Origin of the sequence: Cutibacterium avidum ATCC 25577 (assembly GCF_000227295.1) — a bacterium.
GTDB classification, from domain to species: Bacteria; Actinomycetota; Actinomycetes; order Propionibacteriales; family Propionibacteriaceae; genus Cutibacterium; species Cutibacterium avidum.
The window spans coordinates 2,021,924-2,043,416 of the sequence record NZ_JH165054.1; the positions used below are offsets into that span (position 1 = coordinate 2,021,924).

Consider the following 21,493-nt stretch of genomic DNA (forward strand, 5'->3'; position numbering starts at 1 on the left):
CGTGAATCATTGCATGGAGAACACCCCAGGCGCACGCTCAACGAGCATACACATCAGGAATGACGGGGACGATTTCCCGTCAATTCACCGCCAGTTCAGGAGGCGTGCTTGGCAATTCTTCTGGCAGTGAACTCGTCGAGCTCTTCCTCGTCAATCGGGTTGAGACGCTCACTCGGCAGTTCCGCAAGGCTTCCCTGAACGTCTCGCCACACTCCTCCCAAGGCGATGGCAAACATTCCCTGGCCACCGCGCAGCAGGTCGATGACCTCATTGTCGTTGGTGCACTCGTAGACGGAGACCCCGTCACTCATGAGGGTGACCCGGGAGAGATCCTCGACGCCATTGCTGCGCAAATGGTCGATGGCAACCCGGATCTGCTGCAGGGAGACGCCAGCGTTGAGCAGGCGCTTGACGACCTTGAGCATGAGGATGTCGCGGAAGGAGTAAAGACGCTGGCTACCGGAGCCGCGAGCAGCTCGGATCTCCGGACGGACCAACCCGGTTCGCGCCCAGTAGTCGAGCTGGCGGTAGGTGATGCCGGCTGCGCCGGACGCGACAGGCCCCCGGAATCCGATGTCCTCGGGCATCGGAGCGAAGTCACCCTCGAAGAGGGCATCCTGGCCACGACGCGCGGGGCCGTCGAGGGGAGTTTCAACACTCGGCTGCTCACCGGTCGTTGCCATCTCGTCACCCTTCACCAGTTCTGTTCATCGTCTCAACGGCGGAGCACGGCTGCCCCGTCGAACGCCCTCGACGCTACGGCGCCAGTCCTGATCGCCGTCGAAGCCACGCCGATGGCTTCACACCGTCCTCACATCCCAGTTGCGAATATAGGCTTGACAAGGTGTTTTGCTGTTGACTCAAGGTCAACCAGAGGTCGAGGGTCCAGGTCCGAAGTCGTCCGGACTGACCTGGTCCAGGAACTGCCGGAACTCTTCCACCGCGTCCTCCGGGCCGGCATCGAGGAGTATTCCGGCCGAGGAGATGACCTCCTCGGTACACCAGATCGGTACCGGAAGACGCAGTGCCAGGGCGACCAGATCCGAGGGCCGAGCATCAATCCTCATGGCCCCCAGGACCAACTCGCCGAACCAGACGCCGTCCTCGACCTTGGTGATGACGCATTGCGGCTCTTCCTCGCACAGCACCGCGACGACGCGTGCGAGCAGGTCATGGGTGTAGGGCCGGATCGGCTCCTCCTCATTGAGGGCGTCGGTGATGGCCAATCTCTCCGGCTCTGCGATCCACAAAGCAAGATGGCGACGACCATCGACCTCGCGCAACAGCAGCACCGCTGCCCCGGACACCGGCTCGGTCCGAATCTCGGCAACCTCGAGCAAGACCATGCTGCCAGCCTAGCGCGGCCTTGGAGTCGATCCTTCGGCGTGACAGCGTTCACCTGGCAAGGCAGCCCAGTTGGCCGAACTCAGTTGGCCGACCAGTGTTCCAACATGTCGTAGACCATCGCCGTATGGGCGTGCATCATCACCTTGGTCGTCTCGGCCGCAATCTTGGACGCCTGCTCGGGATGACGAGCGTGCGGAATGAGAGTCTGCTCAATGAGGCCGGCCTCGTGCTCAGCTGCCTGACGGATGGCGCGCATGTGACGCGAGTCCATCCCATAGGCAGAAAGCCGTCGAGCCGCGACGCAGATGACGAGAGCTTCCTGCCCGAAGTAGGAAACCCCTCTCTTGGGACGCACCAGCTGGTGACGCTCGAGTTCCATGAGTAAAGCCTCAGTGATACCCGAGGCCCTGATGAGCTCACGCCGATTCATCCTGATGGGACCACGGGTCTGGACGATTCCCTGACCTGCCGGAGTCTTTGGGACCGGAGTCCCCTCACTCTCGGACGGCAGCGGCGGTGCCTCAGCCACCGGAGGCTCTTCGCCCCGGTCCATCATCTCCAGATGGTCTCGGATGACACGCAGCGGCTGAAAGTGATCACGCTGACACGTCAGAATGTACCGCAATCTCTCGACGTCGGAGTCGGAGTACTTGCGGTATCCCGATGGTGCCCTCTCAGGGGACAGCAGGCCCTCAGACTCTAGAAATCGGATTTTGGAAATACTCAGATCGGGGAAATCCGGTTTGAGAGTCTTCATCACCTGCCCGATGGTGCGGACAGATCCTGGCATCAGACGCGACCAGCCCCGCTGGCACCAGATGCCATCCCACCGGTGTGGTAGGTCATCCGGAACTTGCCGATCTGCACCTCGTCACCGTCCCGCAGCACGGCTGAACCGTCAACCAGGGTGCGGTTGACGTACGTGCCGTTGAGGCTGCCCTGGTCCTCGATGATCATGCGACCGTCGGGCTGACGGATGAACTTCACATGGTGACGAGAGACCGTGATGTCGTCGAGGAAGATGTCAGATCGGGTGGAACGTCCAGCCGTCGTCTCATCCTGATCGAGCAGGAACTGCGCACCGAGGTTCGGTCCGCGTCGCACCACCAGCATGGCGTTCTCGGCCGGCAAGCCGGCGATGTCCTGCAACACGTCGGCGGGAAGGTCGAGATTGGGCGAGGTTTCCTCGGCCACCGCCGGTTCGGTGATGGTCGGGATGACGCCGGTGTTGTCCCCGGGAGTGTCGATGGGCACCCCGAGACGGGTCCCGCATCGGGAGCAGAAGTTTGCGCCATCTTCATTGACGTGGCCGCACATGGTGCACTTGTTCATGTTCGCGTCCTCGCTCTCGGGGGTCTCCGAAACAGTCATCTTAGGGGTCACTCCCCCATGCTCGCGAGGTATTCGTCCGGGTCGAGCAGTTCGTTGAGCTCTTCAGGGTCAGACAGTCTCACGTCAAAGAGCCATCCGTCACCCCATGGATCCGCCTCGAGCAGGTCAGTGTCAACCGACTGATTGACCGAGACGACCTCCCCGGCAAACGGGGAAACGAACTCCCAGCTGCGAGACGAGAACTCTAGATCGCCGCAGGTGTCTCCCGCAACGATCTCCTCCCCGTCGTCAGGAAGGGACAACGACTCCACCGGCCCGAACTGGTCAAGGAGGGCCGACGTGACTCCGACGCGCACCCGGTCACCATTACCGGGCCTGATCCACAGGTGATCCGAGGTGCACAACACATCATCGGGAATCTCGGTCATCGCCACCTCCAGGACACGGCCGACGGAAAAATCCTCGTACTCGCAGACTACCGCGCTCAGCGCCTCGATGCCCGCGTCATCTCACCGGTGTGGCGTGAGTCATCGGACGCGGATGGGCAACCGCGGAAATGATGAGGTCCTGAGAAGTCGTGATCTCGACGGAGGCCCCCACCTTGTCGGACTCCATCTGAGAGACCAGGCCGCCACGGAACCGTGCCCCCTCCCGGAGGGCATGGGGCTCACCAATGACAGCCAGGGTGTAGGGACGGCTGATCGTCGTTCCGCTGGCCTCGAGACCATCAGGGCTGGCGGCAAACCAGGTATCGGCAACGATGCGGACCTTGTTGTTGAGAACCATGGCCTCAGCCCCGGCGTCACGCATCTCCTCGACGGCGTCGAGCATCATGTCGGAGGTCACCTTCTCGTCCGGGTCGTCGATGGTGATCTTGATTCCCGGTCCATGGACCGGAACGGTGCCGGCCAACACCTTCATCCGGGTCAGTCGGTCCTCGGCCTCCTGCTGAGCGACCTTGCGCGAATTGGCCCCCGACTGCAGCTCCCTCGTCGTGGCACGCAGGTCAGCGATCTCGGAATCCAGCTGACGGGAGGATCCCGAGAGGGTGTCCAGCATCGTCACCAAATCTGCCCTGCTCATCGTCGAATAGGCGTCCTGATTGTGCTGGGAATGCACCTGAGTCACGATCATGAAGGAGCACAGGCACAAGATGATGGCGACGAGGATCTGCCCGGTCGACACCGAGGTCAGGTCCTTGCCGATCTTGTGCCAGTGGTTTCCGGTCCACTCCCGCGGATCGTGGTGCTCAGGCATGGAGCACCTCTCGCCGAATGGCGGCAGCGTTGGTGAAGATTCGGATGCCGAGCACGACGACGACGGCAGTCGACAACTGCGAACCCACACCGATCTGATCACCCACCCAGACGATAAGGGCGGCGATGGCGACGTTGGAGAGGAAGGAGACGACGAAGACACGGTCGGAGAAGGTGTGCGCCAGATAAGCACGCACCGCTCCGAAAATGGCGTCAAGGGCAGCGACAATCATGATCGGCAGGTAGGGCTGAAGGCCAGGTGGCAGCGTCGGGTTGACCACGATGCCGATGATGATCCCGACCACCAGGCCGATGAGCGCAATCATGGGTGTCCTTCCTGTGCTCCGATGCCGTTCATCGTCTCACTGTCATCGGTGAGGACTCGCGTGACTCACCGACACCCTCGATCCCGGCACCGAGACCCGATCCCTCGTCGCCACCGTATAGGTGATCGATGAATTGTCGCTCAGGTAGGTCATCCAGCGACCCCCCGGTGTGTCAGCCAGTTTCGCCGGGATCGTCTGCGGGGAGCCGATCGCCTCGATGACATAGGGTCGAGACAGCGAGACGTAGTCGACGGTGATCGCCGATCCGGCCGAGCGGATCGCCGTGCGGGGCCCGATTCGGTGACCATTGACGGCCACAGCCTCCGCTCCGGACTGCCACAGGGCGTTAACGAGTTTGCGCAGGTCAGCGTCACCAAGTTCATCGTCCGGCGCCGCATTGGCGTCATCGAGGAAGATCCGCACCCCTGGACCCGTCAGTGGCATCACCGCTGAGTCCTGCCCTGTCTCGTCATCATCAATGGGTGACGCGGAGGCACCTTTCATGGCATCCATGGAGGCGCGCAACCTGGCCAATTCTGCATGCTGAGCTGATTCATGAGCTTGGGCCGATTGCACGTGGGCGACCAGGTTCCTGCGTTCTCGTGCGTCCAGCGGCGCGCGTGCAGCCGTTGAGCGCCACGCGATACCGATGAGCACCCCGGTGACGAGCAGGATGACAACGGCAGCAACTCCAACAGGACGTCGCTTTGTGCTGCCGGGGTTGCGGTCGTGGTACTCCTGATACCCCTGGTCCAAGGCTTGCGAGCGAACCTCCCGAAGCAGGTCCATCGATGCATCAGGACGCTGCTTCACGACTGCTCACCCCGGCGATCGACCCGCGGTAAGGTGTGAACGATCTGAACGGTCTGGACGAGGTAGAGGAAGTAGGCCCACCAGTACAGCGCCGTTCCCCAGATGGCGAAGGCCCACCCGAGGACCCGGCAGACCGTCCAGCCTCCTGTTCCGAGATGCCCCAGCAGGACCAACGGGAAGGAATACAGCAGGCAGAAGGTGGCCGCCTTGCCGACGAAGTGCACTGGCAACGAGGTGAACCCGCGAGTTCTCAGGGCCGGAACCAGACATGCCATGCAAACGTCCCGGGCAATGAGCAGAATGACCAGCCACAGTGGTATGACGTCGCGCAGGGTCAGCGCGATGACCGTGGCGAAGATGTAGAGACGATCGGCGATGGGGTCAAGCATCTGGCCGATGCGCGAGATCTGGTGCCAGCAACGGGCAATTTTGCCGTCGAGCCAGTCGGTGATACCGGCAACAGCAAGCACCGCAACGGCCCAGCCATCCTCATGCGGGCCCAGAGCGAGCCACAGGAAGACAGGTACGCCGATGAGACGGATCACTGACAGGATGTTGGGAACCGTCCAGAATCGATCGGTGTCCCACGGATTAGCCTCGGGCACTTCCTCAGGCGGCAGGGTGCGCGTCACAACCTCCACCCTAACCATTCATCCCGTTCAGTCGAGAGCCTGCCCACGCCGTGCCCCAACCCGTCACGACTGACACGCCCGACGCACTGCCACCATCCGCTGCACCACGGTGATGGCTCCGGCCACCGTCAGGTAACACAGCGCAATCGGTAGGACGGCCAGGCACCAGTGCGGGAAACCCCCGGCCTTGGCCAGACCCGTGATCTCGACGGCCAGCAAACTGACGAGCAGACGATCCGCACGGGTGGCGATGCCGACCTTGGCCTCCAGCCCCAAGGACTCAGCCTTGGCACGCACATAGGAGGTGGTCATCCCGAAGACCAGCGCTGCGAGGGACATCGAGGTCCACAGCAGGTTGTTTCCCGGGCCGGCGTAGTACAACGCCACCCCCGCGAAGATGGCGGCGTCACCAAATCGATCCAAGGTGGAGTCGAGGAAGGATCCCCACTGGGAGTGACGCCCGATCTTGCGGGCCATGTTGCCGTCGAGCGAATCGGAGAAGATGAACAGGGCGACCAGCCACGGCCCCTGCCACAGCCACCCTTGTGGGAAGCAGATGAGTGCCATGGCGACGGCACCGACGGTGCCGACCCAGGTGACCATGTCGGGGGTGACGTGCGCCCGCAACAGGGCGTCGGCGATGGGGTTCATGACCTTGGCCCAGGCGGCCCGGAAATGCTCAAGCATGAGCCACCCACGCATCGGCCAACATCTGACGGCCATCTCCCAGCAGCTGTGGAACAGCACGGACACCGGCCACGATGGGAAGGAAATTCGTGTCTCCCGTCCAGCGTGGAATGACGTGCTGGTGCAGATGGGCGGCCACTCCGGCTCCACCAGAGGCTCCCTGGTTCATCCCGACGTTGAATCCCTGCGGGTGGGACACCTCCTGAAGGGTCCGGATCGCAGCCTGGGTGAGGTGGGCAATCTCGACGACCTCCACCTCGGTGGCGTCGACGTAGCCGGCAACGTGACGGTAGGGGCATACCAGCATGTGCCCCGGTCCGTAGGGGTAGAGGTTCATGATGACGTAGCAGGTCTCGCCACGGTGGACGATGAGGGCGTCCTCGTCGCTGCGCTGCGGAGCGACACAGAACGGGCACCCGTCCTCCGGGCGGTCGCCCCGGGGCTTGTTCTCACCGCCGATGTACGCCATCCGGTGCGGGGTCCAGAACCTTCGGAAGGGATCAGGGACCCCGACCAGATCCTCGGCGAACTCGAGGCGGTAGTCCTCAGTCATCGACGGCTCCACGCAAGGTCTCAGCAGTCGGGTCGTCGTTGCGACGGGCCCTGTTCCAGCCTGCGATGATGCGCGCGGCCTCGTCCTGGGCGATGCCGTTGACCTGGGAACCATCACGCAGTCGGAAGGAGATCGCACCGGCCTCGGCGTCCTCCCCACCCGCAATGAGGGTGAAGGGGACCTTCTCCTTGGAGGCATTGCGGATCTTCTTGCCAAAGCGGTCGGACGACAGGTCGATCTCGACCCGGATGCCCCGGGAGCGCAGCACCTCGGCAAAGGTCGTGACGTACTCGTCAAAGGCCTCAGCAACCGGGACCAGGCGCACCTGAACAGGGGCCAGCCAGACCGGGAAGGCACCGGCGTAGTGCTCGGTGAGCACGCCGATGAACCTCTCAACACTGCCCAGCTTGGCCGAGTGCAGCATGATCGGGCGCTGGTGGGTACCGTCAGCAGCCGCGTACTCGAGGTCGAAGCGCTCAGGCTGGTTGAAGTCATATTGAATCGTCGACATCTGCCAGGTACGACCAATGGCGTCCTTGACCTGGACCGAGACCTTCGGACCGTAGAAGGCGGCGCCGCCCGGATCGGGGACCAACTGCAGACCAGTGCTGCGGCACACCTGGTCGAGGGTGTCGGTGGCAGCCTGCCAGTCCTCGTCGGAGCCGATGAACTTCTCCTTCTTCGCACCGTCCTCCTCGCGGGTGGACAGCTCGAGGTAGAAGTCATTCAGACCGAAGTCGGCCAGGATCGACAGGAAGAACTCGATCTGCTTCTCGATCTCGCCAGGGGCCTGCTCACGGGTGCAGTAGGTGTGCGAGTCATCCTGGGCAAACCCGCGCATACGGGTCAGCCCGTGCACGACGCCCGACTTCTCGTAGCGGTAGTCATGGCCCATCTCGAAGAACCGCAACGGCAGTTCGCGGTAGGACCGACCACGCGAGCGGAAGATGAGGTTGTGCATCGGGCAGTTCATGGCCTTGAGGTAGTACTCCTGGCCAGCCCGGGTGACGTTGCCCTCCTCGTCACGCTCCTCGTCGACGAGCATCGGCGGGAACATGGTGTCGGCGTAGTAGGGCAGGTGACCCGAGGTGTGGAACAGCCCACCCTTGGTGATCTCCGGGGTATGCACGAAGGAGAATCCCGCCTCCATGTGGCGCGCGATGACGTGTTCCTCGATGAGGTGACGCAGCATCGCCCCCCTGGGATGGAAGACCACCAGGCCCGGACCGATCTCCTCGGGGAAGGAGAACAGATCGAGCTCGGCTCCCAGCTTGCGATGGTCCCGACGCTCGGCCTCCTTGATCCGCTCCCGGTAGGCAACGAGATCCTCACGGCTGGCCCACGCGGTGCCGTAGATGCGCTGCAACTGGTCGTTGGCCTGGTCACCCTTCCAGTAGGCAGCCGAGAACTTCGTCAGGGCGAAGGCATTGGCCAGATACTTGGTTGACGGCACGTGCGGGCCACGGCAGAGGTCCTTCCAGGCAACCTCGCCATTGCGGCGCACGTTGTCGTAGATCGTCAGCTCGGCGCCACCGACCTCGACCGAGGCTCCATCGGCGCCCTTGCCCTTGGTGCCGATGAGTTCCAGCTTGTACGGCTGGTCAGCCAGCTCCTCGCGGGCGGATTCCTCGCTGGTGACCCGACGCACGAAGCGTTGGTTCTCCTTGACGATCCGCTTCATCCGCTTCTCGAGCTCGGTGAGCACCTCGGGGGTGACGGGCTCGATGTTGCCGAAGTCGTAGTAGAAACCGTCGGTGATGAACGGACCGATACCCAGGTTCACCTCGGGGTACAGCTGCTGGACGGCCTGTGCCATGACGTGAGTGCACGAGTGCCGAATGACGTTGAGCCCGTCCTCGCTCGTCGCCTCGACGGGCTCAACCTCGGCGCCGTCGTGGAGTTCGCGCTGCAGATCGACAAGGATGCCGTCGACCCGCATGGCGACGACGTCACGCTCGGAGCCGAAGAGATCCAGACCGGTCGTGGTGGTGTCCACCTGCTCGGTCCTGGAGGTACCGGAACGGTGCAGGGTGATGCTGATGGACACGATTGACTTCCTCACTCGATTGCAACCCGACGGATGCCGGACATGGTCCAATAATGCCGTACCGGGTCGGGTCGCTTCGAGTTGCGGGTCAGCGAATGAGACCAATGTCTCGGGCGCGAGCCACTGCCGCGCTGCGAGAGGTCACTCCGAGCTTGGTGTAGATGTGCGACAGATGGGTCTTGACGGTGGCCTCCGAGACGTACAGGGAATCCGCGATCTGTGCGTTGGAGAGCCCCTCCGCCGAGGCTTCCAGGACGTCGAGCTCCCGGGCCGTCAAGGAGGTCTGTGGGGAGCGCATCCGAGCCATGAGACGAGTGGCGACGGCCGGCGCCAGAGCTCCCTCACCGCGAGCGGCACGATGGATCGCCGACAGCAGTTCCTCGGCGGGAGCGTCCTTGAGGAGGTAACCGGTGGCACCCGCCTCGACCGCTGCCAGAATGTCGGCGTCGGTGTCGTAGTTGGTGAGGATGAGGACTTCCGGGGGATTCGGTTGTGACCGGACCTTGCGGGTGACCTCCACCCCGGACGGTGCCTTGGCATCGCTGCTGAACTGCAGGTCGAGCAGCATGAGATCGAGGTCCGTCGTCGCTGCGGCGGCGAGGGCCTGGGCAGGGGTCGATGCGGTGGCGACGATCTCGATGTCCGGATCGGTACCGAGCAGGGCCGTCACTCCGGCTCGAACCACCGGATGATCGTCGGCAATGAGGACCCGCATGGTCATGACGGTTCTCCTTGGTGAACGAGGCGTGGTTGCTCGGCGGTGGAATGCACCGGGAGATCGACGTCGATGATCGTCCCCTCCCCCGGTTCTGAGGTCAGTGAGACCTCCCCAGACAGCTCGTCGACCCGCTGTCTGATGGCATGCAGCCCGAAAGCTCCGTCTCGCACTGGCGCGTCGAGGTCCATCCCGACGCCGTCATCGGTCACCCTCAGATGGACGTGGGATTCATCGGTACGCGAGATCCGGATCGTTGCGTGACGGGCACGGGCATGACGGACCACGTTGGACATGGCTCCCTGGCACAGTCTGAGCAGGACTGTCTGGATCTCCATCGACAGGTCTGAGGTGTCAGGACAGTCGACGTTGACGTGGAGCCCGCCGAGTGACCACGTCGTCGCACCCAGTCGCTTGAGAACTGCCGGCAACCCCTGATCGGCCACGGTGGGAGGAGCCAGTTCCGCAATGAGCCCGCGGGTCTCGGACAACGCCTCGGACGAGGTGCGGTGGGCCAGCTGGATCTGCTCGATCGCCGGATGGGCAGGAGCCGTGCGCTCAACCGCCGACAGCAGCAGACCGATGCTCGACAAGGATTGCGCGACGGTGTCGTGGATCTCTCGTGCCAGCCTGGCACGTTCCTCCAGCACCCCGGCTTCCCGCTGGGAGGCTGCCAGCCTCTCCTGCACGGCGAGCAGGTCGACATTGAGGCGTTCCAACTCGGCCGCCTGAGTCTGCATCGCCTTGAGGGACAGACCGACGACGACGGCCACTGCGGCACCGGCTACCGGCCCGACGACTCCCCCGACGCTCCAGCCACTCGTCAGTCCGACGCCGAGGACGATGGCCACGGCCCCGACGAGGACTGCGATGCAGGCATGGAGAGGGGCCAAGTGATCCAGGTAGACGAAGGAGAGCGGGATCGTCAGGTAGGCGGCATAAGGGAAGTCGATGGCCAGCAGGATCGAGACGGCGACCATCACCGTCACCAGGACGGGCCGCCACCTGTCACGCCGAGTGCGATCCATGACGTGGGTCGTCATGAGGGCGGTGTGGACGAGGATGAGCAGGATCTCCCAGGTGAGGATTCGCCACAAATGGGGTGGGGACAACACCAGGGCCATCACGACGGTGAAGATGACCAGACCGGCAAAGAGCACCTGGATGCCGATCTGCATGCCCACCTCAATGACCACCGCGCGTCCGCGGTGACCGGCGTCCATGTCGCGCCACCGGTGCAACCCATCACGAGCAAGTGCGGTCGTTCTCATCGGCCCCAAGTGTAGGTGCGCAACCCACATGTCCGTGCCGCCAGGCCCCCCGCGTCATCCAAAAGGTTGATGTCCGCCTCCGCCTGGAGTCGCCCCACAACCACACCACGCGCTGATTCCGACAAGGGTTTTCACCAGGAAGGTGGTTACGACGACAACGACAAGGAGTTCCCATGTTCCTCGCCCGGCGTGATCTGGCCTTCGCCAAGGGCCGGTTTGCCCTCATGACCGTCGTAGTGGCCCTCATCTGCGTACTGGTCGGTTTCCTCACCGGTCTGGCAGGCGGCCTCGCCCAGCGCAGCGTCGTCGCGGTGGTGCAGGTACCGGCTGATCGGGTCGTGCTGGCCAAGACGGGATCGACGACGACGTGGACCGATTCCAGGGTGCATGAGGACCAACTCAAGACCTGGCAGTCAGCTGACGGGGTGTCCGAGGTCACTCCCCTGGGCGTCACCCAGACTCGCGCCAGCAAGGACGGCACCGGATCCGCGGTGGCCATCTTCGGGTCCGACGTCGCGGCGACCTCCCTCGGCACCCCGGCGAGGGGAAAGGTCATCATCTCCCGGACCATCGCCGATGACCTCAGCCTGGCAGCCGGGGACACGATGGAAATCGGGTCCCAGAAGTTCGCCGTCGAGTCCGTCAGTGACGACACCTGGTACTGCCATTCGGCCGTCGTCGCCATGGGCTACGCGGACTGGCAGGCGACCGTGGCGCGCATGGGCCAGCCCAAGGCCGAGCCAACCGCCCTGCTGGTGCATGGAGAGCCCGATTGGAAGACGGTCGACAAGGCCGCCGGAACCGAGTCGGCTTCTCCTTGGAAGTCGGTGCGGATGCTGCCGACCTTCGGACCTGAGATTGGCTCCCTGGCTCTCATCATCGGCCTCCTTCTGGGCATCTCGGCCCTCGTCGTCGGAGCATTCTTCACCGTCTGGACCATCCAGCGTCAGCACGACATCGGTGTGCTGCGTGCGCTGGGAGCGACGACCCGAGCCTTGCGTCGTGACGCCCTGGGACAGGCAGGTGTGGTGCTGGCCATCGGTATCGGTGCCGGCCTGGTCCTCGTGACGATCACCGGATTCGCCATCCGCTCGACCATGCCCTTCGCCATGACGTGGTGGACGGTACTCGGTCCAGGAACCCTGCTCGGTCTACTGGGCCTTGCCGGAGCTGCTGTGGCCATCCGCTCCCTGTCGAGGGCAGAACCCGAGCAGGCCCTCGGCTCGACCCGCTGACCTGTCCGTCCCCACAGTTTTCAGGAGCTTCGCATGATCACCCTCGACAACGTCACCTTCACCCGTCCAGACGGCAACCGTCGCGTCACCGCCTTGGAGAACGTCAGCATGCACGTCGACAACGGGCACGTCGCCGTCATCACCGGACCGTCCGGGTCGGGAAAATCGAGCCTCTTGGCCGTCGCTTCCACCTTGGCCCGGCCCGACACCGGCACCATCCTCATTGACGGCATCGACGTCACCGGACTCGACGACGCCGGTGCCACCGAACTGCGCCGGGAGAAGATCGGCATCGTCTTTCAGCAGTCGAACCTCATCCCCAGCCTCGACGCCGTCGACCAGCTCGTCATGATGGGAGAACTCGACGGAGCGCATCGCTCCACCCGTGACGAGCGCCGCGAGCAGGCCAAGGAACTCCTCGACGCCGTCGACCTGGCCAACCACATGCACAAGAGGCCGGCGCAGATGTCGGGTGGACAGCGTCAGCGAGTCAACATCGCCCGGGCCCTCATGAACGACCCCAGCGTATTGGTCGTCGACGAGCCGACCAGTGCCCTGGATTCCCAGGCTGGCACCCGCATCATCGAACTCGTGGTCAAACTGACCCATGAGCATGACACCGCCACGATGCTCGTGACCCACGACGAGGAGCTCATCGATCACGGCTCCCAGCATCTGGAGATGCTCGATGGACATCTCGCCCAGGCGCGTGGAGCCCGCGACGAGACGCCGTCGCGGAACGGTTCGGACTCAGCTCGTGGCCGTATCGGCGCGTGGCTCATTCAGCTGGGGCTGCATCCTCAAAGGTCGCTGTGTCGATGACGAAGCGGAACCTCACGTCTCCGGCGACGACACGGTCATAGGCCGCATCGACCTCGTCGACACCGATCTTCTCCACCCAGGCGCCCAGATGATGCTCCGCGCAGAAATCGAGCATCTCCTGGGTCTGCGGGATACCGCCGATGTTGGATCCGGCGAGCACCTTGGAACCGTTGATGAGGGAACCAATCGGCAGGCCCAGCTCCTCCGGGGGCAGTCCGACACAGGCCATCACGCCGCGCGGCTTGAGCAACTTGAGATAGGACTTCAGGTCGATCGGGGCGCTGATGGTGTTGAGGATGAAGTCGTACTCACCGCGATGGTCACGGAAGAAATTCTCGTCGCTGGTCGCCAGGGTGCGCGTGGCTCCGAGCTTCTCGGCAAGGTCAGCCTTACGCAGGCTGCGAGACAGAACGGTGACCTCAGCCCCCTTCGCCGCCGCGATCTGAACGCCCATGTGTCCCAGGCCACCAAGACCCAGAACGGCGACCTCGTCACCAGGGCCCACGTCCCAGGTGGCAATGGGCGAATAGGTGGTGATTCCGGCGCACAGCAGCGGAGCTGCCGCCATGAAGCCCAAGGAGTCGGGGATGCGACAGACGAACCTCTCGTTGACGACGACCTTCTGGCTGTACCCGCCCTGGGTGATGGTGCCGTCGACGTCACGGGAGTCGTATGTTCCCACGGACCCGTTGAGACAGGCCTGCTCCTCTCCTGCCGCGCACTGCTCACAGTGGCCGCAGGAATTGACCAAACACCCGACACCCACCCGGTCGCCGGGCTGGTACTTCGTCACCTCGGAACCGACAGCCTCGACGACACCGGCGATCTCGTGACCGACGGTGAGCGGGAAATGCGCGTGACCCCACTCGTTGCGGATCGTGTGGATGTCGGAGTGACAGATACCTGCAGCCTTGATGGCAATGACGACGTCGTCCGGGCGAGGATCTCGCCTCTCGATCTCGACGACCTTGAACGGCTTGTCCGGGCCTTCCTTCTGAAGGGCCTTGACGGTGATGGGCATGAGTGTGCCTCCTCGGTGATCCCCAGTGCCGATCCCTGGCACTGACGTTGTCAGAGTATTGCGAATCAGCCTGTGAGGCGGCTCAGAAGCACAACCAGATGCTTAAGGAGACGACAATGGCTGCACAGTCTTCTGTGGACTCCTGTGCAGCCATGCCTGGTGGTGGGCGATGCGGGGTTCGAACCCGCGACCCCTTCGGTGTGAACGAAGTGCGCTACCACTGCGCCAACCGCCCGCGCTGGAGAAACTATGCCAGAAGCGGGGGTGCTTGTCCAGGTCGACGGGCCACTATCCGCAGACACCAATGCCGGGGATCGCGAAGATCATCCAACCACCTGATGACGTCTGACACGCCCGTGTCTGGTGACCGCGGTTCTGACACCTCATCGTGCAACGCACGGTGGCAGCGAACTCGATCAGCAACCCGATCACCGCCATTCCCATCGACCGCTTTCCCCCGGTCGCACGCCCCTCCCAGCCCGATCCCCCCACACCGTGACCTGGATCAACATCCGTCCGGGCCCGATGTGGAGCACGTCCAACCGATCCCGAATCGCGACACGCCAATGGATCACATTAATGAAACTCCATTCTGGCTAGGGGAATCACAAGTTTTTGGCGCGAGCATCCCGCCCCGATTTGCATCGCTGCTGAAACATCCTCTAGAGTTCTTTTTCGTCGCCCGGCAGGAACGACAAGGAGCGAAAGCCCCTCAGAGAACTGCTGGAAAGCATGCGGACGTGGCTCAGTTGGTAGAGCATCACCTTGCCAAGGTGAGGGTCGCGGGTTCGAGTCCCGTCGTCCGCTCGGAGAGGTCTTTCGGACCTATCCACATGGTGGAGTGGCCGAGAGGCGAGGCAACGGACTGCAAATCCGTGTACACGGGTTCAAATCCCGTCTCCACCTCGGGCGGTTGGCGCAGTGGTAGCGCGCTTCCCTGACACGGAAGAGGTCGCCAGTTCAAACCTGGCATCGCCCACCAAAAAGGTCGGCCGACATGAGTCGGTCGACCTTTTTGCTACACCGACCGTTTCTCCCCTCCCTCAGAGATCTGTCCCTTTAAATCCGTAACGCTCACAGCCACCGTTCATTTGCCCCATATCTTGACGGACTGCATGCACACCGGTTCACAGGGAAATTTTCGCCAATTCGACGGGTCGACTTCGATAGGGTGAACGCGACGTGTCGGACTTGTTGTCCTGATGGCTGGGGAAGGGAGTGCTCAGATGGCTGCGCCGATACTCGACCTCGTCCTCCCTGCGATGTCCGAAGCCTCCGCGAATCTCATCGGCCAGAGATTGCGGCAGCGAATGTCTCACCTCCACCCGCACATCGAGTCAACGGTCAGCTTCGTGCCGGAGAAAGGCCGTTGCAAAGCTCCTCGCATCAAGCCGTCGTGGAGTGAGCTGGTCCTGGTCCCCGTCAATGCCACTCACCTTCATTCCAGCCCACCGCAGCTGACTCGCCACGCCGAGGACATCCGTCGGAATCATCCGGACCTGGCCATCCGCGTGGCCCGGCCCACCGGCCCGGCCCCGGCTCTGCTCAACCTCGTCGATGCACGTCTGCGACTGGCAGCCCATCGCGTGCACGCTCAGGAATTGGATGCACTCATCCTCTCGGCCCCCGACAGCGGAGACCAGCGGGGCGCGGCCATGCTCTCCAAAATGACGCGCCTGTGGTCCCAGCACCACCACCTACCGGTTCACATTGCCACCAACAGCGGCGGCACCACCGACGTCGAGGAGGTCGTCACCCACCTACGTCGAGAGGGTCGTCGTCACATTGCGGTGGGAAGCCTGTGGATCTGCGACGACGAGACCTTCCGCGCCCACACTCACAAGGCGCTTCAGGCTGGCGCCGAGGTCGTCTCCGCGCCTTTGGGGGACGATCCGGTCCTCGCAGCCCTCGCCTTTCAGCGGTACTGCTCGGCTGCCATGGGTTTGGTCTCCGGGCAGACTGACGACGAGGTCGTCCCCGAGTAGTACCCCCATCAACTCAGCACCGGCCCGGACAAGTGTCCGGGCCGGTCTCTCATTCGTCACGCGTTGCTGAGGCGTTCCTTCTCCTTTTCCACGTCGAAATCGGCGGGAGGCCAGGTGAGCTTCATCGAACGCATCGTCTCCAGCAGGATGCGTCCCACCGCCCAGTTGCGGTACCACTTGCGATCCGAGGGGATGATGTACCAGGGAGCCACGTCCGGATTGCACTTGCTGAGCAGGTCGTTGTAGGCGTCCATGTAATCAGGCCACTTCGACCGGGTGTCGAGATCTCCGGGGTTGTACTTCCAGTACTTGGCGGGGTCATCAAGACGAGCCTGCAGCCTCTCCTTCTGGGCGTCCGGGGAAATGTGCAGGAAGCACTTGACGACCTTGCAGCCGTCAGCCGCCAGTCCGAGCTCGAACTCGTTGATGAGGTCGTAACGCTCCTTCCAGACCTTCTCCTCGACGAGGTTGTCGACCCTGGCCACGAGGACGTCCTCATAGTGGGAGCGATCGAAGACGCCCAGCATTCCGGGCTCGGGCAAGGCCTTCCTCACTCGCCACAGGAAGTCGTGCTTAAGCTCCTCGTCGGTCGGAGCCTTGAAGCTGTGGTGGTGAATTCCCTGCGGGTCAACCAGTCCGAAGACGTGGCGGACCACTCCACCCTTGCCAGCGGTGTCAAGCCCCTGGAGAACGACGAGCACGCGGCGAGCCTCGTCAGGGTTGCTGCGGCCGCGGGCGAACAGCGTCTCCTGCAACTCCGAGAGTTCCTCGGCCATCGGCTCGAACTCCTTGAGGGTCCTTTCCTTGTCCCCAGGTGCCTCCGGAGTCGCGCCGGTGTCGATCTTGTTGATGTCAACCGGGGGCTGCGGGCAGCGCAGCACATCGGACAGCTGAAGGGAGTCTTTGGCCATGGGAGTTCGTCCTTCCTCGGTTCTTGCTCCTCCATCCTGCCGCGACCCGGCGGACTCGGCGCGGGAATGACAACATCCGAATTACCGTTTCACTCAACACGGAACCGGCGAGATGCACCGGGCTGGAGGAGATCATGACCAACGAGAACACCACCCCACCAGACCTGCAACCGGGTCTCGTGCTGACCCCCGATCAGTGGCGTCAGCGTCTTAGCGACGAGGAATACCACGTGCTGCGGGAGGCGGGCACCGAGGCTCCCTTCGTGGGGGAATACACCGACGCCACTACCGAGGGCGTCTATCGCTGTCGCGCCTGCGGGGCTGAGCTGTTTCGCTCCACCCATAAATTCCAGTCCAGCTGCGGTTGGCCTTCCTTTTACGCGCCGCTGGCCGAGGACCGAGTTCGTTACCTCACTGATGAGTCCCTTCCGGGGCGCCCACGGACGGAGGTCAGATGTGCCCGATGCGACTCCCACCTCGGACACGTTTTCGCCGGTGAAGGCTTCGACACCCCGACCGACCTGAGGTACTGCATCAATTCGATCTGCCTCGATCTCGATCCTGCAGAAACTGACAAGTGACGACCTCCTCACGGTGAAAACCCTCAACCTGAACCATGAGGACCGCATCTATCCGCGGTGCGCGGCGCGTCGGAGAGCACCAGGGGTGACAATCCCCATAGCCTGAAAAGGTGATTCGGCAGATGTATCCGGTGGATTTCGAGGAGTTGCGTTCCCGAATCCTCAAGTATTCGTGGTCAAGCAAGCTCGAGGTTCGCGAGATACCCGCTCCTACCCGCATCTCGCCGTTCTCGGTGGCGATCGAAGGATCCGTCATCATCAAGGGTGACGAGCTCGGAAGCGGACGTCTCATCCTGCTCCACAACCCCTCGGGATCCGAGGCCTGGCGGGGAACGAGCCGATTCGTTGCCATGATCCGTGCCGAGGTCGATCCGTCGATGGCTTCTGACCCCCTGGTCGGCAACGTCGCATGGTCCTGGCTGACCGATTCCCTCGACACCCATCACGCGCTCCGTCACGCCGAGGCCGGCACCGTCACCTCAGTCGTCAGTCGGCCATTCGGGCAGCTCGCTGCCGACCCCGAGTCGAATCACATCGAGGTGCGCGCTTCATGGACGCCGACCTTCTCGACTGCCGAAGACGTCGATTCACACGCGGAATCGTGGAGCGACCTCTGCCTGCTCTCGTGTGGGGTCTCCCCGATTCCTGACGAGATCACCGCGATCTCACCACGACGGGCCAAACTCGCGTGAGCGATTTCCCCGTCCTTGCAGAGCCTCGGGAAGGAGTGCCGCCAGTCGTCGCTTCTCCCGAGGCTCTTCGCCACACGTGCCAGGCGCTTCAGAACGGCCACGGTCCCGTCGCGATCGACACCGAGCGGGCCCATGGTTTCCGTTACAACCCGCGCGCCTACCTCATCCAGTTGCGCCGTGAGGGGTCTGGCACTCACCTCGTCGATCCCGTCTCCCTCGGCGAGACGAACGGTTTGAAGCCTCTTGCCGATGCCCTCACCGGGACACAGTGGATCCTCCATGCCGCCACCCAGGACATGCCATGCCTGGCGATGGACGGTCTTCGTCCTGACGACCTGTTCGACACCGAGTTGGCTGGACGCCTTCTCGGCCTTCCTCGCGTCGGCCTGGGATCGATGGTCGAGCACTACTGCGGGGTGACCCTTCTCAAGGAACATTCCGCCTCGGACTGGTCTCGACGTCCCCTCCCCCATGACTGGCTCGTCTACGCCGCTCTGGATGTCGAGCTCCTCAACGACGTGCGAGAAAAGGTCATAGCCGACCTCCAGGAGGCTGGAAAGGACGAATGGGCTCGTCAGGAGTTCGCCCACCTCGTCATGATGGCCGCTGAACTACCCAGTGAGGAACCGGGTGTCGACGCGTCCCGTTGGCGCCGGATCAGCCACATCGGTAACGTTCACAGCCGAGCTGGGCTGCAGCTGGCACATGACCTGTGGCTGGCCCGCGAGAACCTCGCCCACGACCTCGACATTGCTCCGGGCAGGCTGTTGCGTGACGACGCCCTCGTCGCAGCCGCAAAACACTGCGACCGCACCGTCAACGTCGATGTCGAGAAAATCTTGTCCATCAAGGGATTCCATCGCGGCCAGGCCAAGAAATATCATCAGACCTGGGTCGACGCCATCGACCACGCTCGTGGCGTCCCGCCGAAGAAGTACCCGCCATTCCGCGAGTATTCCTCAGCGATCCCCCACCCCCGCTCCTGGGAGCGTCACCATCCTGAGGAGGCTGCCCGCTGGGCGGCCGTCAGACCGGCCGTCAATGAGGTGGCCGCTGACCATGACGTCCCACCGGAAAACCTCTGTACCCCGGCATGGTTGCGGCAATTCGCATGGCAGCCACCGCACGACCTCTCCATCGCGGGGGTCGATGCGTTCTTCGCAGATTTGGGCGCCCGTCCGTGGCAGCGAGGGATCCTCGCGAGTCTGCTCAGCGAGGTCATGGCTGAGCTGTGATCGCGACCTCAGGCTCTCTGGTTGAGAGGAGTCAGCTCACTGGGTGTCGAGCTGGGAGGCCAGCTGAGCGACCGCTTCAGCGATCCCCTCGGCATTCAGGCCCAGCTCAGCCATGATGGCCGACCGCGAGTCATGGTCGAGGTAGCGCTGCGGGATGCCGAGGTTGCGGATCGGACGCCAGACACCTCTTTCTGACAAGGCGTCAGCCAGATGGGATCCGAGTCCGGAGACGACCAACCCGTCCTCCACACTGATGATGGCATGAGCCCTTGAGGCCTCCTCGAGAAGACCCTCGCAGACCGGGAGGGACCAGCGGGGGCTGACCACTCGCACCGGGACGTCGAGACTGTCTGCTGCCTTCAAGGCATCAGTGCACAACTGACCATGGGCAACGACGAGGATGCCGTCCTCCGATCCTTCGCGCAGGACGTCCAGGCCATCATGGGAGGACACCACTGGGATGTCGTCAGGCATGGGAGCCTTCGAGTACCGGATGACGGTGGGTCGGTCATCAGTGTCGACGGCCTCGTCAAGTACCGAGATCAGATGCTGACGGTCACGAGGTGCCGAGAGCATGAGGCCGGGCACGATCCCGCAGATCACCATGTCCCACATGCCGTTGTGGGAGGCGCCGTCGGTGCCGGTGATTCCAGCCCGATCCAGCACGATCGTCACGCCGGCATGGTGCAGACCAGCATCCATGAGGAGCTGGTCGAAGGCCCGGTTGAGGAAGGTCGAGTACAAGGCGACGACCGGGTGAAGACCGGCAGCAGCCATACCAGCCGCCGCGGTGACCGCATGCTGCTCGGCAATTCCGACGTCGAGAACCCGCTCCGGGTGACGGGCGGCAAACGGGGCCAGTCCGACTGGGTGGAGCATGGCAGCAGTCACGCCGACGACGTCGGGACGTCTCTCCCCCAGCTCGACCATGGCACCGGCAAAGGCATGGGTCCACGAGGCGCCACCGGCAGCCTTGAGGGATTCTCCCGTCTTGGGGTCGATCTGACCGACGGCGTGGAAGTGGTCCTCCTCGTTGGCCTCAGCGGCAGCGAATCCCTTGCCCTTCGTCGTCATGACGTGGACGATGACGGGATGCTCGTAACGCTTGGCCAGTTCGAGGGCGCGCTCGACGGATGAGACGTCATGGCCGTCAACCGGACCGAGGTACTTGATTCCCAGGTCCGAGAAGATCCCGTTGCCGATGAGGGCGTCCTTGACGCCGGCCTTCGCCGCGTGCATGAGACCGAAGACCTGTTTGCCCAGCGGCTTCTCGGTGACATGCCGCTTCATACGATCAAGGGCTTCCTCATAGTGAGGATCGGTGCGAATGATGGCGAGCTGGTTGGCCAGACCTCCCACCGTCGGGGTGTAGGAGCGTCCGTTGTCATTGACGACGATGACCAGACGCAGATCCTGCTGATCCGCGATCGAGTCCAGGGCTTCCCAGGCCATACCACCGGTGAGTGCACCATCGCCGATGACGGCGACGACCGTGCGGTCCTCGCCACGCGAGAGGAATCCCTCGGCAATGCCCTCGGCCCAGGACAAGGAGGTGGAGGCGTGCGAGTTCTCCACCCAGTCATGAGCCGACTCGGACCGGCTCGGGTATCCGGACAATCCGCCGCGCTGACGCAGCTTGTCGAAGCCAGCAGCACGTCCGGTCAGGATCTTGTGGACATAGCTCTGGTGACCGGTGTCAAAGATGATGGGGTCATGAGGTGAGTCGAAGACCCGGTGGAGTGCGATCGTCAGTTCGACGACGCCGAGGTTCGGCCCCAAATGGCCGCCAGTACGCGAAACATTGTCGATGAGAAAGGTACGAATCTCTTCGGCGAGGTCTTCGGTCTGCTGGGTGGTGAGTTTCCTCACGTCGTCGGGGCAGCCGATGTCGTCGAGAAGAGCCATGCGTGCCATCTTAGGACCTGCCACCAGGGTGCCGGGCCCACTTTGCGTTCCGTTTCGCCTCACGCTCACAATCTGGCTACCTTCTTCACAACTGGTAAGCCCCGGGAGGGCCAGGATGCACGAATGT

The 21,493-nt window shown here is 63.3% G+C and carries 23 protein-coding genes and 4 tRNA genes; 9 read left to right on the top strand and 18 right to left on the bottom strand.

The genetic code is table 11. The features are described from left to right. Positions 1–95: 95 nt before the first annotated feature. The 14 genes from HMPREF9153_RS09020 to HMPREF9153_RS09085 all read right to left on the bottom strand — a co-directional run bounded on the left by HMPREF9153_RS09020 (position 96) and on the right by HMPREF9153_RS09085 (position 10,931). A complete protein-coding gene (locus HMPREF9153_RS09020; RefSeq protein ID WP_016667570.1) occupies positions 96–683 on the bottom strand; it encodes a MerR family transcriptional regulator in 588 nt (195 codons plus the stop codon). A gap of 183 nt (positions 684–866) precedes the next feature. Continuing rightward, positions 867–1,346, bottom strand: coding sequence for a bifunctional nuclease family protein (locus tag HMPREF9153_RS09025; protein ID WP_004811409.1), 480 nt, complete (start codon positions 1,344–1,346; stop codon positions 867–869). 80 nt (positions 1,347–1,426) lie between these two features. Then, positions 1,427–2,137 (bottom strand): transcriptional regulator FtsR, encoded by a 711-nt coding sequence (gene ftsR, locus HMPREF9153_RS09030; RefSeq protein WP_004811410.1) that lies wholly within the window; start codon positions 2,135–2,137, stop codon positions 1,427–1,429. Next, positions 2,137–2,718, bottom strand: coding sequence for a zinc-ribbon and FHA domain-containing protein (locus HMPREF9153_RS09035; protein ID WP_004811411.1), 582 nt, complete (start codon positions 2,716–2,718; stop codon positions 2,137–2,139). The genes ftsR and HMPREF9153_RS09035 overlap by 1 nt, the downstream gene beginning before the upstream one ends. 8 nt (positions 2,719–2,726) lie before the next feature. Then, positions 2,727–3,119, bottom strand: coding sequence for a glycine cleavage system protein H (locus tag HMPREF9153_RS09040; protein ID WP_171023465.1), 393 nt, complete (start codon positions 3,117–3,119; stop codon positions 2,727–2,729). A gap of 64 nt (positions 3,120–3,183) precedes the next feature. Beyond that, complete coding sequence (locus HMPREF9153_RS09045) at positions 3,184–3,936, bottom strand: DUF881 domain-containing protein (RefSeq protein WP_004811413.1); 753 nt, start codon at positions 3,934–3,936, stop codon at positions 3,184–3,186. Continuing rightward, positions 3,929–4,261, bottom strand: a complete 333-nt coding sequence (locus HMPREF9153_RS09050; RefSeq protein WP_002513635.1) for a small basic family protein — start codon at positions 4,259–4,261, stop codon at positions 3,929–3,931. Before HMPREF9153_RS09050 ends, HMPREF9153_RS09045 begins: the two co-directional genes overlap by 8 nt. A gap of 42 nt (positions 4,262–4,303) precedes the next feature. Further along, positions 4,304–5,050 carry a DUF881 domain-containing protein gene (locus HMPREF9153_RS09055; protein WP_036902417.1) on the bottom strand — a complete coding sequence of 249 codons (747 nt, stop codon included), beginning with the start codon at positions 5,048–5,050 and terminating at the stop codon, positions 4,304–4,306. A gap of 20 nt (positions 5,051–5,070) precedes the next feature. Further along, entirely contained in the window at positions 5,071–5,724 is a 654-nt protein-coding gene (gene clsA, locus HMPREF9153_RS09060) for a cardiolipin synthase ClsA (protein WP_004811437.1), read from the bottom strand. A gap of 45 nt (positions 5,725–5,769) precedes the next feature. Further along, entirely contained in the window at positions 5,770–6,393 is a 624-nt protein-coding gene (gene pgsA / locus HMPREF9153_RS09065; protein WP_004811439.1) for a phosphatidylinositol phosphate synthase, read from the bottom strand. Next, positions 6,386–6,946 (bottom strand): HIT family protein, encoded by a 561-nt coding sequence (locus HMPREF9153_RS09070; protein ID WP_004811441.1) that lies wholly within the window; start codon positions 6,944–6,946, stop codon positions 6,386–6,388. The genes pgsA and HMPREF9153_RS09070 overlap by 8 nt, the downstream gene beginning before the upstream one ends. Then, the gene (thrS, locus tag HMPREF9153_RS09075; RefSeq protein WP_004811443.1) at positions 6,939–9,008 is read right to left on the bottom strand and encodes a threonine--tRNA ligase; all 2,070 of its coding nucleotides are present in this window, start codon (positions 9,006–9,008) and stop codon (positions 6,939–6,941) included. The genes HMPREF9153_RS09070 and thrS overlap by 8 nt, the downstream gene beginning before the upstream one ends. Positions 9,009–9,081: 73 nt before the next feature. Continuing rightward, complete coding sequence (locus HMPREF9153_RS09080) at positions 9,082–9,714, bottom strand: response regulator (protein ID WP_004811445.1); 633 nt, start codon at positions 9,712–9,714, stop codon at positions 9,082–9,084. Then, complete coding sequence (locus HMPREF9153_RS09085) at positions 9,711–10,931, bottom strand: sensor histidine kinase (RefSeq protein ID WP_036980142.1); 1,221 nt, start codon at positions 10,929–10,931, stop codon at positions 9,711–9,713. The genes HMPREF9153_RS09080 and HMPREF9153_RS09085 overlap by 4 nt, the downstream gene beginning before the upstream one ends. Before the next feature lie 221 nt (positions 10,932–11,152). Here HMPREF9153_RS09085 and HMPREF9153_RS09090 point away from each other — a divergent pair, with 221 nt between their 5' ends. Together HMPREF9153_RS09090 and HMPREF9153_RS09095 are read left to right on the top strand one after the other, a co-directional pair. Next, a complete protein-coding gene (locus HMPREF9153_RS09090) occupies positions 11,153–12,214 on the top strand; it encodes an FtsX-like permease family protein (RefSeq protein WP_004811450.1) in 1,062 nt (353 codons plus the stop codon). A gap of 33 nt (positions 12,215–12,247) precedes the next feature. Next, a complete protein-coding gene (locus HMPREF9153_RS09095; RefSeq protein ID WP_004811452.1) occupies positions 12,248–13,036 on the top strand; it encodes an ABC transporter ATP-binding protein in 789 nt (262 codons plus the stop codon). Here the strand turns inward: HMPREF9153_RS09095 and HMPREF9153_RS09100 are convergent. After that, entirely contained in the window at positions 12,993–14,057 is a 1,065-nt protein-coding gene (locus HMPREF9153_RS09100) for an NAD(P)-dependent alcohol dehydrogenase (protein ID WP_004811454.1), read from the bottom strand. The two genes, HMPREF9153_RS09095 and HMPREF9153_RS09100, sit on opposite strands and share 44 nt — an antisense overlap. 160 nt (positions 14,058–14,217) lie before the next feature. Next, a tRNA-Val gene (locus HMPREF9153_RS09105) sits at positions 14,218–14,292 on the bottom strand. Between the two features lie 499 nt (positions 14,293–14,791). Between HMPREF9153_RS09105 and HMPREF9153_RS09115 the strand changes: the two genes are divergently transcribed. The 4 genes from HMPREF9153_RS09115 (at position 14,792) to HMPREF9153_RS09130 (ending at position 16,042) form a co-directional block, all read left to right on the top strand. After that, a tRNA-Gly gene (locus HMPREF9153_RS09115) sits at positions 14,792–14,864 on the top strand. A 28-nt stretch (positions 14,865–14,892) separates the two neighbouring features. Continuing rightward, positions 14,893–14,963 (top strand) — tRNA-Cys (locus tag HMPREF9153_RS09120). Between the two features lies 1 nt (position 14,964). After that, positions 14,965–15,039, top strand: a tRNA-Val gene (locus HMPREF9153_RS09125). Between the two features lie 244 nt (positions 15,040–15,283). Then, positions 15,284–16,042, top strand: coding sequence for a sirohydrochlorin chelatase (locus tag HMPREF9153_RS09130; protein WP_036979772.1), 759 nt, complete (start codon positions 15,284–15,286; stop codon positions 16,040–16,042). 56 nt (positions 16,043–16,098) lie between these two features. Here HMPREF9153_RS09130 and HMPREF9153_RS09135 read toward each other — a convergent pair whose 3' ends face one another. Beyond that, positions 16,099–16,953: a PPK2 family polyphosphate kinase gene (locus HMPREF9153_RS09135; protein WP_004811460.1), complete on the bottom strand. Its 855-nt coding sequence runs from the start codon at positions 16,951–16,953 to the stop codon at positions 16,099–16,101. A gap of 134 nt (positions 16,954–17,087) precedes the next feature. Between HMPREF9153_RS09135 and msrB the strand changes: the two genes are divergently transcribed. The 3 genes from msrB to HMPREF9153_RS09150 all read left to right on the top strand — a co-directional run bounded on the left by msrB (position 17,088) and on the right by HMPREF9153_RS09150 (position 19,461). Further along, positions 17,088–17,534 carry a peptide-methionine (R)-S-oxide reductase MsrB gene (msrB, locus tag HMPREF9153_RS09140; protein ID WP_004811463.1) on the top strand — a complete coding sequence of 149 codons (447 nt, stop codon included), beginning with the start codon at positions 17,088–17,090 and terminating at the stop codon, positions 17,532–17,534. 122 nt (positions 17,535–17,656) lie between these two features. Beyond that, positions 17,657–18,226 carry a DUF3000 domain-containing protein gene (locus tag HMPREF9153_RS09145; protein ID WP_004811465.1) on the top strand — a complete coding sequence of 190 codons (570 nt, stop codon included), beginning with the start codon at positions 17,657–17,659 and terminating at the stop codon, positions 18,224–18,226. Then, positions 18,223–19,461: a ribonuclease D gene (locus tag HMPREF9153_RS09150; RefSeq protein WP_004811467.1), complete on the top strand. Its 1,239-nt coding sequence runs from the start codon at positions 18,223–18,225 to the stop codon at positions 19,459–19,461. The genes HMPREF9153_RS09145 and HMPREF9153_RS09150 overlap by 4 nt, the downstream gene beginning before the upstream one ends. Positions 19,462–19,497: 36 nt before the next feature. Here HMPREF9153_RS09150 and dxs read toward each other — a convergent pair whose 3' ends face one another. Beyond that, positions 19,498–21,366 (bottom strand): 1-deoxy-D-xylulose-5-phosphate synthase, encoded by a 1,869-nt coding sequence (gene dxs, locus HMPREF9153_RS09155; protein WP_080564898.1) that lies wholly within the window; start codon positions 21,364–21,366, stop codon positions 19,498–19,500. Between the last annotated feature and the right edge of the window lie 127 nt (positions 21,367–21,493).

What these genes read in the sequence shown, in the direction of transcription:
- msrB (WP_004811463.1), top strand. Translation starts at nt 17,088, where the DNA reads ATGACCAACGAGAACACCACCCCACCAGACCTGCAACCGGGTCTCGTG.
- HMPREF9153_RS09100 (WP_004811454.1), bottom strand. Translation starts at nt 14,057, where the DNA reads ATGCCCATCACCGTCAAGGCCCTTCAGAAGGAAGGCCCGGACAAGCCG.
- dxs (WP_080564898.1), bottom strand. Translation starts at nt 21,366, where the DNA reads ATGGCTCTTCTCGACGACATCGGCTGCCCCGACGACGTGAGGAAACTC.
- clsA (WP_004811437.1), bottom strand. Translation starts at nt 5,724, where the DNA reads ATGGTTAGGGTGGAGGTTGTGACGCGCACCCTGCCGCCTGAGGAAGTG.
- HMPREF9153_RS09045 (WP_004811413.1), bottom strand. Translation starts at nt 3,936, where the DNA reads ATGCCTGAGCACCACGATCCGCGGGAGTGGACCGGAAACCACTGGCAC.
- HMPREF9153_RS09095 (WP_004811452.1), top strand. Translation starts at nt 12,248, where the DNA reads ATGATCACCCTCGACAACGTCACCTTCACCCGTCCAGACGGCAACCGT.
- HMPREF9153_RS09080 (WP_004811445.1), bottom strand. Translation starts at nt 9,714, where the DNA reads ATGACCATGCGGGTCCTCATTGCCGACGATCATCCGGTGGTTCGAGCC.
- pgsA (WP_004811439.1), bottom strand. Translation starts at nt 6,393, where the DNA reads ATGCTTGAGCATTTCCGGGCCGCCTGGGCCAAGGTCATGAACCCCATC.
- HMPREF9153_RS09090 (WP_004811450.1), top strand. Translation starts at nt 11,153, where the DNA reads ATGTTCCTCGCCCGGCGTGATCTGGCCTTCGCCAAGGGCCGGTTTGCC.
- HMPREF9153_RS09130 (WP_036979772.1), top strand. Translation starts at nt 15,284, where the DNA reads ATGGCTGCGCCGATACTCGACCTCGTCCTCCCTGCGATGTCCGAAGCC.
- HMPREF9153_RS09085 (WP_036980142.1), bottom strand. Translation starts at nt 10,931, where the DNA reads ATGGACGCCGGTCACCGCGGACGCGCGGTGGTCATTGAGGTGGGCATG.
- HMPREF9153_RS09035 (WP_004811411.1), bottom strand. Translation starts at nt 2,718, where the DNA reads ATGACTGTTTCGGAGACCCCCGAGAGCGAGGACGCGAACATGAACAAG.
- ftsR (WP_004811410.1), bottom strand. Translation starts at nt 2,137, where the DNA reads ATGCCAGGATCTGTCCGCACCATCGGGCAGGTGATGAAGACTCTCAAA.
- HMPREF9153_RS09020 (WP_016667570.1), bottom strand. Translation starts at nt 683, where the DNA reads ATGGCAACGACCGGTGAGCAGCCGAGTGTTGAAACTCCCCTCGACGGC.
- HMPREF9153_RS09050 (WP_002513635.1), bottom strand. Translation starts at nt 4,261, where the DNA reads ATGATTGCGCTCATCGGCCTGGTGGTCGGGATCATCATCGGCATCGTG.
- HMPREF9153_RS09055 (WP_036902417.1), bottom strand. Translation starts at nt 5,050, where the DNA reads ATGGACCTGCTTCGGGAGGTTCGCTCGCAAGCCTTGGACCAGGGGTAT.
- HMPREF9153_RS09135 (WP_004811460.1), bottom strand. Translation starts at nt 16,953, where the DNA reads ATGGCCAAAGACTCCCTTCAGCTGTCCGATGTGCTGCGCTGCCCGCAG.
- HMPREF9153_RS09145 (WP_004811465.1), top strand. Translation starts at nt 17,657, where the DNA reads ATGTATCCGGTGGATTTCGAGGAGTTGCGTTCCCGAATCCTCAAGTAT.
- HMPREF9153_RS09025 (WP_004811409.1), bottom strand. Translation starts at nt 1,346, where the DNA reads ATGGTCTTGCTCGAGGTTGCCGAGATTCGGACCGAGCCGGTGTCCGGG.
- HMPREF9153_RS09070 (WP_004811441.1), bottom strand. Translation starts at nt 6,946, where the DNA reads ATGACTGAGGACTACCGCCTCGAGTTCGCCGAGGATCTGGTCGGGGTC.